Source organism: Microbacterium sp. Leaf161 (genome assembly GCF_001423645.1).
In the GTDB taxonomy this organism is placed as follows: domain Bacteria; phylum Actinomycetota; class Actinomycetes; order Actinomycetales; family Microbacteriaceae; genus Microbacterium; species Microbacterium forte.
In genome coordinates, this window is the sequence record NZ_LMOW01000001.1 from 1,950,548 (window position 1) to 1,965,036 (window position 14,489).

Annotated in this window: 12 protein-coding genes; 9 read left to right on the plus strand and 3 right to left on the minus strand. The window is 69.2% G+C overall.

Annotation, left to right across the window (positions count from 1 at the left end):
- From ASF87_RS09410 to ASF87_RS09420, 3 genes are all read left to right on the plus strand, one after another.
- Positions 1–2,625, plus strand: coding sequence for an alpha-L-rhamnosidase (locus ASF87_RS09410; RefSeq protein ID WP_082508818.1), 2,625 nt, complete (start codon positions 1–3; stop codon positions 2,623–2,625).
- Positions 2,622–3,668: a family 43 glycosylhydrolase gene (locus ASF87_RS09415; protein ID WP_056375626.1), complete on the plus strand. Its 1,047-nt coding sequence runs from the start codon at positions 2,622–2,624 to the stop codon at positions 3,666–3,668. The genes ASF87_RS09410 and ASF87_RS09415 overlap by 4 nt, the downstream gene beginning before the upstream one ends.
- Positions 3,669–3,749: 81 nt before the next feature.
- On the plus strand, positions 3,750–4,034 hold the full coding sequence (locus tag ASF87_RS09420) for a hypothetical protein (RefSeq protein ID WP_056375627.1): 285 nt from the start codon (positions 3,750–3,752) through the stop codon (positions 4,032–4,034).
- 6 nt (positions 4,035–4,040) lie between these two features.
- Here ASF87_RS09420 and ASF87_RS09425 read toward each other — a convergent pair whose 3' ends face one another.
- Positions 4,041–4,973 carry a LysR family transcriptional regulator gene (locus ASF87_RS09425; RefSeq protein WP_056375628.1) on the minus strand — a complete coding sequence of 311 codons (933 nt, stop codon included), beginning with the start codon at positions 4,971–4,973 and terminating at the stop codon, positions 4,041–4,043.
- Positions 4,974–5,044: 71 nt separating this feature from the next.
- Between ASF87_RS09425 and ASF87_RS09430 the strand changes: the two genes are divergently transcribed.
- Positions 5,045–6,775: an L-aspartate oxidase gene (locus ASF87_RS09430; RefSeq protein ID WP_056375629.1), complete on the plus strand. Its 1,731-nt coding sequence runs from the start codon at positions 5,045–5,047 to the stop codon at positions 6,773–6,775.
- A 75-nt stretch (positions 6,776–6,850) separates the two neighbouring features.
- Here the strand turns inward: ASF87_RS09430 and ASF87_RS09435 are convergent, their stop codons facing one another.
- The gene (locus ASF87_RS09435) at positions 6,851–7,267 is read right to left on the minus strand and encodes a hypothetical protein (protein WP_235558916.1); all 417 of its coding nucleotides are present in this window, start codon (positions 7,265–7,267) and stop codon (positions 6,851–6,853) included.
- A 16-nt stretch (positions 7,268–7,283) separates the two neighbouring features.
- Here ASF87_RS09435 and ASF87_RS09440 point away from each other — a divergent pair, with 16 nt between their 5' ends.
- From ASF87_RS09440 to ASF87_RS09460, 5 genes are read left to right on the plus strand one after another with little or no spacing between them, the layout of a single operon-like run.
- Entirely contained in the window at positions 7,284–8,777 is a 1,494-nt protein-coding gene (locus ASF87_RS09440) for an L-serine ammonia-lyase, iron-sulfur-dependent, subunit alpha (RefSeq protein WP_056375630.1), read from the plus strand.
- 59 nt (positions 8,778–8,836) lie between these two features.
- The gene (locus ASF87_RS09445) at positions 8,837–9,589 is read left to right on the plus strand and encodes an AAA family ATPase (protein WP_056375631.1); all 753 of its coding nucleotides are present in this window, start codon (positions 8,837–8,839) and stop codon (positions 9,587–9,589) included.
- 44 nt (positions 9,590–9,633) lie between these two features.
- Complete coding sequence (locus tag ASF87_RS09450) at positions 9,634–10,230, plus strand: TetR/AcrR family transcriptional regulator (protein ID WP_056375632.1); 597 nt, start codon at positions 9,634–9,636, stop codon at positions 10,228–10,230.
- A 56-nt stretch (positions 10,231–10,286) separates the two neighbouring features.
- Positions 10,287–11,063 carry an ABC transporter ATP-binding protein gene (locus tag ASF87_RS09455; protein ID WP_157550040.1) on the plus strand — a complete coding sequence of 259 codons (777 nt, stop codon included), beginning with the start codon at positions 10,287–10,289 and terminating at the stop codon, positions 11,061–11,063.
- Entirely contained in the window at positions 11,060–11,794 is a 735-nt protein-coding gene (locus tag ASF87_RS09460) for an ABC transporter permease (protein WP_056375633.1), read from the plus strand. The genes ASF87_RS09455 and ASF87_RS09460 overlap by 4 nt, the downstream gene beginning before the upstream one ends.
- 21 nt (positions 11,795–11,815) lie before the next feature.
- On the opposite strand, the gene hrpB is transcribed toward ASF87_RS09460, so the two are convergent.
- Positions 11,816–14,368, minus strand: coding sequence for an ATP-dependent helicase HrpB (gene hrpB, locus ASF87_RS09465; protein WP_056375634.1), 2,553 nt, complete (start codon positions 14,366–14,368; stop codon positions 11,816–11,818).
- Positions 14,369–14,489: the final 121 nt, after the last annotated feature.

Consider the following 14,489-nt stretch of genomic DNA (forward strand, 5'->3'; position numbering starts at 1 on the left):
ATGACGAACATCATCGAGATCTGGTTGGAGAACCGACGCGGCGGCAAGACCGTCGGGATCGGAGAGGTCGTGCCGCGGATCTCCTTCGTGGCGGATGCCGCGGCCCCGGCGTTCGAGCTGGCGTTCACCCCCGACGGCGGCGCCCCCCGCGTCGTGCGGGCGACCACCACGCAGCGCGTGGCGTGGCCGTTCGCGCCGCTCGCTCCGCGCGACGGAGGCGAGCTTCGTATCCGCGCCGTCGATTCGGAGGTGTGGAGTGAGCCCGTCAGGATCGAGGCGGGACTCGGCGATGACTGGGCGGTCGACTTCGTGTCGCCCTCCGTCGAAGCCGCCCGCGATGCGCCCCGCCCGGCCTACCTGATGCGCGCGGTGATCGCAGATGGCGCCCTGCCCGATGACATCGTCAGAGCGCGGGTCTACTCGACCGCCCACGGCGTCTACGAGCTCGAGGTCAACGGCGAACGCGTCGGTGACGACGTGCTCGCCCCGGGGTGGACGAGCTACAGCCACCGCCTCCGCTATCAGACGCACGATGTGACGGCGGCGCTCCGCAGCGGCGAGAACGTCATCGGCGCCTGGCTGGCCGACGGCTGGTACCGCGGTCACATCGGGTTCGACGGCGGCGTGTGGGACATCTACGGATCGGATGTCGCGCTGCTCGCGCAGCTCGAGGTCACCACGGCTGACGGCACCCACCACCGGGTGCCCCTCGAGTGGAGCACGTCTGTGTCGCCGATCACCTCGGTCGGTCTCTATGAGGGCGAGACCTTCGATGCGCGGCTCACGCACGACGGATGGTCGACCCCCGGTCACGACGCCTCCGGCTGGTCTCCGGCGGCCGTGCTCGCCCGGTCCGACTTCCCCGCGGCGATCGAGCCGCCGACGGCCCTGCCGGTGCAGGAGACTGAGACGCTGCGACCCGTCTCGATCACGCGCCAGCCGAGCGGACGCATCCGACTCGACTTCGGACAGAACATCTCGGGTGTGCTGCGCATCAAGGTGCGGGCGGAGGCGGGTCACACCGTGCGGCTGCACCACGCAGAGGTCATCGAGAACGGGGAACTCGGCACCCGTCCGCTGCGTGCGGCGACCTCGATCGACACGTACACCGCCTCGGGGCGCGGTGAGGAGACATACACGCCGAGGTTCACGATCCACGGCTTCCAGTACGCCGAGCTCGAGAACTGGCCCGGCGAGCTCCGTGAGGGCGACGTCGAGGCCGTCGTGATCCACACCGGCATGCGTCGCACCGGCTGGTTCGAGTCCTCGAACGAGGGACTCGACAAGCTGCACTCGAACGTCGTGTGGAGCATGCGCGACAACTTCGTCGATCTTCCGACCGACTGCCCGCAACGTGACGAGCGGGTGGGGTGGACCGGTGACATCCAGGTCTTCGCTCCGACCGCGCTTCGGCTGTTCGCGGCCCACGGCACCCTCACCGGCTGGCTGCGCGACCTCGCGTTCGAACAGAACGACCAGGGGCACGTGCCCAACTTCGTTCCGTGGGTCGAGTGCGGCTTTCCGAACTTCCCCACCGCCGCCTGGGGTGACGCGGCCGTGATCGTCCCATGGGAGTTGTACCGCAACGACGGCGACCTGCGGATCCTCGCCGATCAGTATGCGAGCATGCGCGCCTGGGTCGACCTCGTCGACGACCTCACCGGGCACTCGGGGCTGTGGAACACCGGCTTCCAGCTGGGCGACTGGCTCGACCCGACCGCGCCGCCCGAGGACCCCGGCAAGTCGCACACCGACAAGTACCTGGTGGCGACGGCCTATCACGTGCGCACGGCTCGGATCCTGGCCGACACGGCGACGCTGCTCGGCGAGGAATCGGATGCCACGCACTACCGCACGGTCGCCGAGCGTGCCGCGCGCGCCTTTCAGAACGAGTTCCTCAGCGACACCGGTCGAGTGGTCAGTGACACACCGACCTCGATCGCCGTCGCGCTCGTGTTCGAGCTCTTCGAGAACGAGGAACAGGTGCGGCGAGCCGGTGCTCGACTGCAGGAGCTGGTGGGAGCCGGCGGGTTCCACATCTCGACGGGTTTCGTCGGGACCCCGATCATCTGTGATGCACTGGTGCGCGCCGGCAGCATGGACTACGCGTACCACCTGCTGCTGCAGGACGAGCTCCCGTCTTGGCTGTATCCGGTCAGCATGGGTGCGACGACGATCTGGGAGCGGTGGGACAGCATGCTGCCAGACGGATCGATCAACCCCGGCGACATGACATCGTTCAATCACTACGCGCTGGGAGCCGTCGCAGACTTCCTGCATCGCGCGGTCGCCGGGCTCGCCGCTGACGCACCCGGGTGGGAGCGCATCCGCTTCGAGCCGCGGCCGGGCGGTGGGCTCGAGCATGCGGGTGCGTGGTACGACAGTGTGAGAGGCGCAGCGGCGATCTCCTGGCGACGAGACGGCGAGAGCCTGTCGATCGAGGTCGAGGTGCCCGCGGCATCCACAGGCGTTCTGGTGCTGCCCGGATCCGCGGAGGAGATCCCCGTCGGACCGGGTCGTCATTCGTTCACCACGACCTTCCGAGCGGTGGCCGACGACCCCGAGCGTCCGTTCTTCGGGTGGCGCAGGCCGGAGCCCGTTCTCGAGACCGAGGGAGCATCATGACGCAGCAGTACATCCGGCCTGGGCAGGTATGGCTCGACACGAAGGGCGAGCGGATCCACGCCCACGGCGGCTCTGTCCTCACGGTCGACGGCGTGCACTACTGGTACGGAGAGAACAAGGAGTTCTCGACTCCCGGCAGCGGGATCTGGCACTGGGGCGTGCGCTGCTACTCGTCGACGGATTTCGTCAACTGGGATGACCGTGGCGTGATCATCCCACCCGACGAGGACGACGAGTCCTCGCCGCTGCATCCGTCGCAGGGCCTCGATCGTCCGCACATCATCTTCAATGCGCAGACCGGCAAGTTCGTGTGCTGGGTCAAGGTGATGACGAAGGGATCGGTGCAGCGCTCGACGGTGCTCACCGCCGACAGCATCCTGGGCCCGTATGAGATCCAGCGCACATGGCTGCGCCCGCTCGACATGAGCGCAGGGGACTTCGATCTGGTCGTCGACCCGCACGACGGCAAGGGCTACTACTACTTCGAGCGCGTGCACTCCGAGATGATCTGCGCCGATCTGACCAGTGACTACACCGACGTCACGGGATACTACTCGACGCATTTCCCACAGCCGCAGCCCCCGTTCGTGCGGGAGGCGCCGGCGCACTTCCAGCGCGGCGGGCTGCACTATCTGCTGACCTCCGGGACGACCGGGTACTACCCGAACCCCTCGGAGTCAGCCGTGGCGCGCAGCTATCACGGCCCGTTCGAGGTGCTCGGCGACCTGCATCCGAGTGATGAGTCCCGCACATCGTTCCATTCGCAGATCTCGTCGGTGTTCCGGCACCCGGGCAAGAAAGATCTCTACATCGCGATCGCCGATCGCTGGCTTCCGCGTTACCTCGACCATGGCGACCGAGCTCGTCAGGCCTTCATCGAGCATTTCGCACCGGGCAGAGACGGCGACGAGCCGATGGAGGAGTTCGCCTACGTCGACACCTCGATCGCCGACTACGTCTGGCTGCCGATCAGATTCGACGGCGACCGACCGGTCATCGAGTGGCGCGAGGAGTGGTCGCCCGACGAGTACGAGGACGCCTGACCGGATCACTCGCGCAGGCCTGTGATCGCCGAGTTCCGACGGGTGCCTCCGCGGCTGACCCCACTCGATAGGCTCGTGCCCATGACGCTTCCCGAGCAGGCCCAGAACAACCGGGTGTGGCATGTCGCGGGCCTGGCATGCGGCGTGCTGGCGATCTTGTCGTCGTTCGTGGTGCCGAGCGGCGTCGTGGGCTACGTCGTCGCGATCGCGATCGCGGCGACCGCTGTGCTGATCGGACACGCATCGGTTCGGAGGCGCGGTGCGTTCCGCGCTGCGGCCATCACGGGTCTCGTGCTCGCCTACCTGGGGCTGATCGTGTCGGTCGCTCTGCTGGTGGTCCGGCTCACCCGTATGTTCACCGCCTGACTCGCCTCAGCCGAGCAGGCTCGTGATGGCGGGGTCGCGGCGGGCGACCTCCGCCGCTGTGCCGACGATCACGTGCCGCATCGCGGCGACCGCCACGGCGGGTGTGACGTCGGCGCGGTGGGCCAGGCTCACGGTGCGCCTCATCATCGGGTGCGAGATCCTGACCGACCGCAGCGCCGGTTGGTCGAGCAGCACCATCGCCGGGACAACGGCCACGCCGACCCCTCGTTCGACGAAGCGCAGCAGTGCATCCATCTCGGCGCCTTCGAGGACGAAGCTCGGAGTCAGCCCCGCCGAGCGGAACGCCGCGTCGGTGGTGGCCCGCAGCTCGTAGGTCTCGTCGAGGGCGATCAGCGGCAGCGTGGCGAGATGGTGGAGGCTCATGATCGACGACGTCGACACCGGAGGCTCGGACGCCGCAGACACCACCACGAGCTCTTCGGTGAGCAGCGGCATCCGAGTCAGACTGAATCCCGAGGGAGGGGGTCCCTCCGACTCCGTGATGAGCGCGATGTCGACGGCCCCGACGGCCAGCTGGTCGACGAGCAGCCTCGACCCGCTCTCGGTCAGGTGCAGGTCGACGCCGGGGTGCGCGGCATGGAAGGTGCTGATCGCCTCGGCGACAAGGCTGATGCACAGGGTGGGCGGTGCTCCGAGGCGCACGCGTCCGCGGCGGAGCCCGGCGAGCTCGGCCATCTCCTCACGGATCGCGTCTGACTCTGCGAGCATCCGCTGAGCACGGGGGAGCAGAGCTTCTCCGGCGGCGGTGAGGCCGATGTGACCGCGTGCGCGGTGGAAGAGCTCGGCACCGAGCTCGCGCTCGAGGGTCGAGATCTGTCGGCTCAGCGACGGCTGGGCGAGGTGCAGGTGCTCGGAGGCGCGGGTGAAGTGGCCGAGGCGGGCGACCTCGACGAACCCGCGGAGCTGCTCGAGGTTCATGCCTGCAGTCTATCGATACCAGTAGAACAATGCATTGGAGTAATTAGGTCGCCCTAACTAGCGTGAGATGCATGAGTACTCGCGAACGTCAGATCTCCACCACGGTCCTCGTCATCGGCACCGGCGGATCCGGGCTGCGCGCGGCGATCGAGGTCGCCGAACACGGCATCGACGTCCTCGCCGTCGGCAAGCGCCCCCGACAGGATGCCCACACCTCCCTCGCTGCCGGCGGCATCAACGCCGCGCTCGGCACCATGGACGAGGGCGACAGCTGGCAGCAGCACGCGGCCGACACCATCAAGGAGAGCTACCTGCTCGCCAACCCCCACACAGTCGAGATCGTGACGCAGGGTGCTGAGCGCGGCATCCGCGACCTCGAGCGCTGGGGCATGGACTTCGCCCGCGAAGACGACGGACGCATCTCGCAGCGGTTCTTCGGCGCACACACCTTCCGTCGCACCGCGTTCGCCGGCGACTACACCGGTCTCGAGATCCAGCGCACCCTCGTCGCCAAGGCCGAGCAGCTCGAGGTCCCGATCCTCGACCACGTGTACATCACGCGTCTGCTCGTGCGCGACAACGTCGTCTTCGGCGCCTACGGCTTCGACCAGTCAGACGGCACGCGCTATCTGATCCATGCGGATGCCGTGATCCTCGCCGCCGGCGGCCACAACCGCATCTGGCGCCGCACCTCGTCGCGTCGCGACGAGAACACGGGCGATTCGTTCCGCCTGGCGGTCGACGCGGGGGCACGCCTTCGCGACCCCGAGCTCGTGCAGTTCCACCCCTCAGGGATCATCGAGCCCGAGAACGCCGCCGGCACCCTGATCTCCGAGGCTGCGCGCGGTGAAGGCGGCATCCTGCGCAACGCGCTCGGCGAGCGATTCATGTCGAAGTACGACCCCGAGCGCATGGAGCTCTCGACCCGTGATCGCGTCGCGCTCGCGGCGTACACCGAGATCGCCGAGGGCCGCGGAACGGAGAACGGCGGCGTCTGGCTCGACGTCTCGCACCTGCCTCGCGAGACGATCATGACCCGTCTGCCTCGCGTCTACCAGACGATGATGGAGCTGCAGATGCTCGACATCACCACCGACCCGATCGAGATCGCTCCCACGGCGCACTACTCGATGGGCGGCGTGTGGGTGCGCCCTGACGACCACCAGACCGACGTCGACGGACTCTATGCGATCGGCGAGGCGTCGAGCGGACTGCACGGGGCCAACCGCCTCGGCGGCAACTCGCTCATCGAGCTTCTCGTCTACGGCCGCATCGTCGGTCAGGCGGCGATGGCGCATGCGGCGGGGCTCGATGCCCAGCATCGGTCGGCGGATGCGGTGGCGCAGGCGCGCGCCGAGATCGACGACCTGCTCGTCGCCGACGGCCGCGAGAACGTCCGCGCTCTCCAGCGCGCGATCCGCAACACCATGACCCAGCACGCGGGTGTCGTCCGCTCGGAGGAGGGACTGCGAGCAGGCCTGGCTGAACTCGACATGATCGAGGGGCGCATGGAGGACATCGGCATCCACCCCGACATCGCCGGGTTCCAAGACCTCGCGCACGCGTTCGACCTGAAGGCTTCGGCTCTCGCCGCACGCGCCACGCTCGAGGCGGCGCTGGAGCGTCGGGAGACGCGTGGATGCCACAACCGCAGCGACTACCCCGACACCGACCCGACGCTGCAGGTGAATCTCGTCTGGTCGCCGACCGGCGGCGTGACGCACGAGTCGATCCCCGAGATCCCCGCGGAGATCGCCGAGCTCATGCGCGAAGTCGACACCGAGGGCAAGCTCGTCGAGTAGCCCTCACCGAACTCGCTCCCGTCGCAGGGTGCATCGCGACGGGAGCGGCCGGGTGGCGAGCGAGGTAGGAGTCGCTCAGTCGCCCTCGTCGGTCTCCGGACCGTCGATGACCCCGATCCCGATCGCTTCATGGTCGGGCTCGGGGTCGTTGCGCGTCGGGGCCTTGGGCTCTTCCGACGGCTCCTTCTCAGTGCTCGGCTCTTCGAGTTCGTCGTTGCTCGGAACCTCGGAGGGATCCGCGTCTTCAGGAGAGTCGGCCTCGGCCGGCTTCTCGGCGGTGCTGCCCGTGTCCTTGAACTCGCCGGCATCGCCCGACGACGGTGTCGGGGTCGGCGTCTGGGCCTCGGGGTCGAGGCCGGAGGTCGGGTCCTGCTCAGGAGTGCTGTTCGTCATGGTCGTCCCTTTCACATCGGATGCACGACCAGGATCGATCTCCGATTCCGCGGCGAGAAGGGCCTTGACGGCGATGCCCCGACCCGTCTTCCCGGCCACGACGTAGGCTGAGGAGGTGACAGCGTACGTCTCGGCCTTCGATCTCTTCTCCATCGGAGTGGGCCCCTCGAGCTCCCATACGGTCGGGCCGATGCGGGCGGCGCTCGAGTTCGCGCACCGGCTCCGCTCGACAGAAGCGTTCGATCGCGTCGCGCGCATCGGGTGCACCCTCTACGGCTCTCTCGGTGCCACGGGAATCGGACACGGCACACCCGATGCGGTCGTCGCCGGGCTGCGCGGTCTGGCACCGGAGAACTGCGATCCGGCTGACGTGCGGTCAGCGTGGACCGACCTTCGCGACGGGGCGACGCTGCGAATCGACGGGTCTCACGAGATCCCGTTCTCGAAGACCGACATCGTGTTCGAGCCCCGCACCCGTCTGCCCGGTCATCCGAACGCCATGACGATCACCGCGTGGGATGCCGCTGCGGGTGTCGTCTCCGAGGAGACCTACTACTCCGTCGGCGGCGGGTTCATCCGGCGGGATGGAGAAGCCGCGAAGCTCGCCTCGGCGCCGCTGCCCTATTCGTATGCCGACGCCGCGTCTCTGCTCGCGCTGTGCGACGAGCACGGGCTGTCCATCGCCGATGTCGCGCGACTCAACGAGACCGCCGAGCGCCCGGAACAAGAGGTCGCAGCCGGACTCGACGCGATCTGGGATGCCATGGCCGCGTGCGTCGAGAACGGACTGCACTCCGACGGTGTGCTCCCCGGCATGCTCAAGGTCAAGAGACGCGCGAGCATGATCCGCGCCCAGCTCGAGGAGGCAGAGGCCGACGGTCATCGCGAGCTGCCGGGGGAGTGGCTCGGCGCCTTCGCGCTCGCGGTGAATGAGGAGAACGCCGCGGGCGGTCGGGTCGTCACCGCTCCGACGAACGGTGCCGCCGGCATCCTCCCCGCCGTCGCGATGTATTGGTGGCGGTTCCTCGCAGACTCGGGCCTCGGCGCCGGCAATGCCGTGACGCCGTACGGAGAGCTGGTCGGCAGCGCGCTGCTCGGCTTCGACGGCACACGGGCGATCGACGCCGGCCGGGCCGATGACGATGAGGCTGTCGCCGATGCGAACCGTCGCCGCGGCATCAGGCGGTTCCTGCTCACCGCCACGGCACTGGGGTCGCTGTTCAAGGCGAACGCGTCGATCTCGGGTGCCGAGGGAGGATGCCAGGCCGAGGTCGGCTCCGCCTGCGCGATGGCCGCCGGAGGGCTGACGGCCGTCATGGGCGGCACCAACCGGCAGATCGAGAACGCCGCCGAGATCGCGATGGAGCACCACCTCGGGCTCACATGCGACCCCATCGGCGGCCTCGTGCAGATCCCATGCATCGAGCGCAACGCCATCGCGGCGTCGACCGCGGTCACGGCCGCCCGTCTCGCGCTGCGCGGCGACGGCAGCCACTACGTCTCGCTCGATGCGGTCGTCGAGACGATGCGCCAGACCGGCATCGACATGTCGACGAAGTACAAGGAGACCAGCGAGGGCGGCCTCGCTGTCAACGTGATCGAGTGCTGACCCGACCTCCCGACGGTCGCGTCGGTGGCTGCGGCTAGCCTCCTTCGGAGGAGGAACGCATGGAATCGATCTGGACCCCCGGCAGTCGTCGTCGACGAGAGCAGCCGGTCGTCGCCGTGCGACCGAGCGACGACGCGCCGGAGGTCGGGCGGGTCTGGCCGATGAGCATCCCCGCGGTGGCCCAGGTGCTGGAGGAGGGGATCGACCTCTCGCCCGGGGTGACGTTCCTCGTCGGCGAGAACGGCAGCGGCAAGTCCACGATCGTCGAGGGGATCGCGATCGCCTACGGCCTCTCGCCCGAGGGGGGTTCGAAGTTCGCCAGACACAGCACGCGACCGACGGAATCACCGCTGTCGGAATGGCTGCAGCTGCAGCGAGGTGTCGGAGCGAACCGCTGGGGATTCTTCCTGCGGGCCGAGACGATGCACTCGTTCTACACGTACCTCGAAGAGAACCCCTCGCCGCGGGGAGACGTGCCGTTCCACGAGATGAGTCACGGCGAGTCGTTCCTCGCCCTCCTCGAGAGCCGATTCGACGAGCCGGGATTCTATTGTCTCGACGAGCCCGAAGCAGCGCTGTCGTTCCAGTCGACGCTCACCCTCATCGCCGTGCTGCAGCGCATCGTCGACGACGGCGGCCAGGTGCTGTGCGCCACGCATTCGCCGGTGCTCGCTGCGCTGCCGGGCGCCCGGATCCTCGAGGTGGGTGACTGGGGCATCCGTCCTGCCGAGTGGAACGACCTCGAGCTCGTGAACCACTGGCGCTCGTTCCTGCAGGACCCGCCGCGGTATCTGCGGCACCTGCTCGACTAGGGGGCGCGTCCCGGCACCCCGGTCGCGGGTCGTAGGCTGACGCCATGACCGAGCAGCGTGCGCCGAGAAAGCGCGGTCGTCCGAGGGGTGGCTCGGACTCGCGCGAGCGCATCATCGGTGCCGCCGTCGACGAGTTCGGCGAGCAGGGGTACGACGGGTCGACGGTGCGCTCGATCGCCAGCAGGGCCGGCGTGGATTCCGCGCTCGTGCACCACTACTTCGGCACCAAGGCCGATCTCTTCGCGGAGGCGGTCGGCATCCCGCTCCGACCCGACATCGATGTGCCCGGGATCGTCGCCGGTCCCCGAGACGAAGTCGGCGAACGGCTCGTCCGCTATGTTCTCGAGGCGTTCGAACAACCCGATGTCCGACGTCGCGGCGTGATGCTCATGCGCACCGCGATCGGCAGCCGGCTCACGACGCCGCTGCTGGCCGGTTTTCTCGCCCGCGAGCTCATCGGCAAGATCGCGAAGACGCTCGGCGTCGCGGATGCAGAGCTGCGGGCGGCCCTCGTCGCGTCGCAGATCGCAGGGCTGCTGCTCACGCGGTACGTGCTGAAGCTCGCACCGATGGCCTCCGCATCCGTCGACGACATCATCGCGCGCGTCGGTCCCACCGTGCAGCGGTATCTCTTCGAGTAGGGGTCGACCGCCGTCAGACGTTGACCGGGAATCCGCGCGAGCGCATAATTCATCACATGATGAATAAAGCGGCGGTCGAGGTCGCAGGGCTGCACGTGCGCCGGGGAAAGACCGTCGTCTTCGCCGGGACCGACCTGACGATCCCGCAGGGCGAGATCACCGGTCTGCTCGGGCCCTCCGGATGCGGCAAGACCACCCTGATGCGTGCAATCGTCGGCGTGCAGAGGGTCGACGCAGGCACGGTGACGGTGCTCGGCGAACCGGCCGGATCGGCGCAGCTGCGCCATCGCGTGGCCTACGGCACTCAGGGCGCTGCCGTATACGGCGACCTCACCGTGCGTCAGAACCTCTCGTACCTCGCGGCAGTGCTGAAGGCGCCGAAGGGCGATGTCGATCGGGTGATCGCGGAGGTCGGTCTCGGAGCGCAGGCGGGTCAGCTCGTCGAGTCGCTCAGCGGCGGCCAGACCACACGGATCTCGCTGGCCATGGCGCTCATCGGGTCTCCCGAGCTCATCGTCCTCGACGAGCCGACCGTCGGCCTCGACCCGGTGCTCCGCGTCGAGCTGTGGGATCTGTTCCGCGGGCTCGCTCAACGCGGAGTGACGATGATCGTCTCCAGCCACGTGATGGACGAGGCGCTGAGGTGCGACCGGCTCGTGCTGATGCGCAGCGGGCGGATCATCGCCGACACGACCCCGAAGGCCCTCCTCGCAGAGACCGGCACCGGCGACCCCGATGCGGCATTCCTCGCTCTGATCGAACGCGACAGTCGGATGCAGGACCGCCAGCCTCCCGGCACCACGAGGCGCGAGCGTCGGGCGGCGGCGGAATGAACGGCCGTCGGATCCTCGCCACAGCGGGCCGGGTGCTCGGTCAGCTGCGCCATGACCCGCGGTCGATCGCACTCATGCTCGTCGCGCCGAGCCTGCTGGTCGGTCTGTTCGCGTGGCTGTTCAGCGACCAGGACGGTGTGTTCGATCAGTTCGGCGGTGCGATCCTCGCGCTGTTCCCGTTCATCGTGATGTTCCTCATCACGTCGATCACGACCCTGCGCGAGCGCCGCTCCGGAACCCTCGAGCGTCTCATGACGACTCCGCTCGGCAAGGCGGACTTCATCCTCGGATACGCCCTGGCCTTCGGAGTCATGGCGCTGCTGCAGGCGGTCATCACCGTGTCGTTCGCGGTCGGTGTCTGCGGCCTCGATGTCGACGGTGAGCTGTGGCAGCTCGGACTCGTCGCCGTGGTCGACGCGCTGCTGGGAACAGCGCTCGGACTGCTCGCGAGCGCGTTCGCCCAGACCGAGTTCCAGGCGGTGCAGTTCATGCCGCTGCTCGTCTTCCCGCAGATCATCCTCGGCGGTCTCTTCATGCCGCGGGATCAGATGCCCGATGTGCTGTACGCGATCTCCGACTGGCTGCCGCTGAGCTATGCGATCGACACGATCAACGCCGTGACCGCCGGGGACGAGGGGTGGGACGTCTACGCCCCGTTGCTCGTGGTCGTCGCCTTCGGCATCGGAGCTCTCGTGCTCGCGTCGCTGACCCTGCGGCGCCGCACGCCCTGACGCCTCAGCGCCGGCCGCTGCTCAGCGCGCCGAGCGGTTCTTGGTGTGCTTCGTGGGCACGGCGGCCCAGGGATCCTCGGGCCACGGATGCCGCGGGTAGCGCCCCCGCATCTCGGCGCGCACCTGGCCATATGGACCGGACCAGAACGAGGCGAGATCATCGGTGACCGCGAGCGGACGACCCGCGGGCGACAGCAGATGGAACAGCACAGGCACTCGCCCGTCGACCAGCCGAGGGGTCTCCGCCCAGCCGAAGCACTCCTGCAGCTTCACGGCCACGACAGGGCGCGCCGTGGCGTCGGCGGGGTCGGGGTAGTCGATGCGGATGCGCGAGCCGGTGGGCACTTCGAGGCGTTCCGGAGCCAGCTCGTCGAGTCGCGCGGCGTCGGGCCACGGCAGCAGGCGCCGCAGCGCTGACGTCAGAGAGATCCGCCCCGCAGGCGTGCCGCCGGCCAGCACGTCGAGCTCGGGAGCCAGCCATTCGTCGAGAGCGTCGAGCAGTCCGGCATCCGACACATCGGGCCAGGGTGCGCCCAGCTCTCGTCGCAGCAGCCCGAGTCGGCAGCGCAGTGCGGCGGCCGTGTCAGACCAGGTGAACGTGCCGAGCCCTTCACGCCGGATCGCGCGGCGCACCGCGTCGCGCCCCTCCTGGGCCGATGCCCGCACCGGCGAGGACGAACGCAGGATCGCCCCGACGCGGCGCTCCCGCCGCGCCTGGACGCGGCCGGCCGTGAACTCCGCCTCTACGCGGTCGGTCATCAGGTGATTCGCGGCGCGCTCCATCTGCGCCTCGGCGAGCACGGCCGCCGATCGGATGATCGCGCCTGAGCCGGCAGTCGCCCGTGCCGACGCGCGCGCGACGTCGGCGACCGCGAGCCACTCGACGGCCCCGAGCGGACCCCGCACCCCGGCCCGGGTTCCGGATGCCAGCAGGAACGTCGCCCCTTCGACGGTGCGCTCGACGCGATGGGCGATCCGCTCGGGGAAGGCCAGGGCGATCACGAAGCCGACGCCGTCGAGGCCCGATCGCGCGTCCGGTGTCGGACGGACCATGCGCTCGAGGCGATTCGCATCGTCGCGCCATCGTCGCGCGTCCGGTGTGCGTCCGCCTCGCAGGGTGATGAGTGCGTGAGCGACGTCCGCCTCGGCGATACGCAGGTCGCCGCCGAGCACCGCGACGACCTCGGCCGCGAGGCGGCTGCCGACCACGGGGCTGCCGTCGCGGAGCGCGCGGGCAAGGCGGGGGTCAGCGGGAACGCGTGCGAGGGCACGGCCCTCGGCGGTCGCACGACCCTCGTCGTCGATCGCGCCGAGACCGCGAAGCACCGAGACGGCATCAGCCAGGTTGTCTGCGGGCAGCGGATCGATCATGCGCAGACCTGCGCCACCGGGAGCGCCCCAGCAGGCGAGCAGCAGAGCGGCATCCGCGAGGTCGGTCACCGCGATCTCCGGGGCCGGGCGTGCGGGGGCAGCCGCGTAGGTGCGCTCGTCGACGCAACGGACGACGATGCCGGGGCCCTGACGCGTGGCGCGGCCGGCGCGCTGCACGCACGATGAGCGTGACGCGGCGGTCGTGACCAGACCCGTCATGCCGCGAGTCGCATCGCGCTGCGGCTGCCGCGAGAGACAGCTGTCCACCACCAGACGCACGCCGGGCACCGTGAGCGAGGACTCGGCAAGGGACGTCGTGACGATGATGCGCGGGCGGTCGTTCGGGGAGCGGCCGCGGATCACGGCATCCTGTTCCGCCGCGGGGATCTGGCCGTGAAGCTCCCGCACGTCGAACGCATCGCTCGTGTCGCGGATGCGACGGGCGATCTCCGACACCTCGCGTGCGCCCGGTGCGAAGACCAGCACGTCGGCGTCGGGGTTCTCGCGTCGCAGATCGAGGGCCGCTGACGTGGTGGTGCGGGCGACGTGGTCGAGGAACCCTCTGGTGACTCCGCGCTCGTCGAGGCGCGGCGTCGCGCTCGGCGCCCAGCGCTCGGTGAGCGGGAAAGCGGGGACGTCGTGGTCGACGACCGGAGCCGGATGGTCATCCGCGCCGAGGACTGCGGCGATGCGCGCGGCGTCGAGCGTGGCCGACATCGCGACGACGACGAGATCGTCCCGCAGCTCGCGGACCTCCGAGAGCAGACCGATCAGCAGATCGGTCTCGAGTGCGCGCTCGTGCACCTCGTCGATGATGACGGCATCCACGCCGTCGAGGCCCGGGTCGTCGATCATGCGCCGCAGCAGCACTCCCGCGGTGACGAATTCGACCCGGGTCTGCGGTCCCGCCGAGCGCTCCCCGCGCACCGTGAAGCCGACGCGGGTGCCCAGCGGGGAGCCGTCGAGCTGCGCGAGGCGCCGCGCAGCTGCCCGGGCGGCGACGCGACGAGGCTGGGTGACGATCACTCGTCCGGTCGATCGCGATGCGAGGAGCGGCGGCACGAGGGTGGTCTTGCCCGTGCCGGGCGGTGCGCTCACGACCACCGACCCGCTTTCGTCCAGGGCAGTCGAGAGCTCGTCGAGGGCGGCCGCGAACGAGAGCCCGGCGCCGATGGCGGCGAGATCGAAGGCGGCGGGCATCATCACTCCAGTCTGCCCCGCCGGAGAACGGCGTTCACAATTCAGCATGAAGATGCTCGACCTGTCCCAGAAAGCGATCCCCGGCCCCCGACGCTCCGATTCATGCTGAACAGTAAACGGTGCG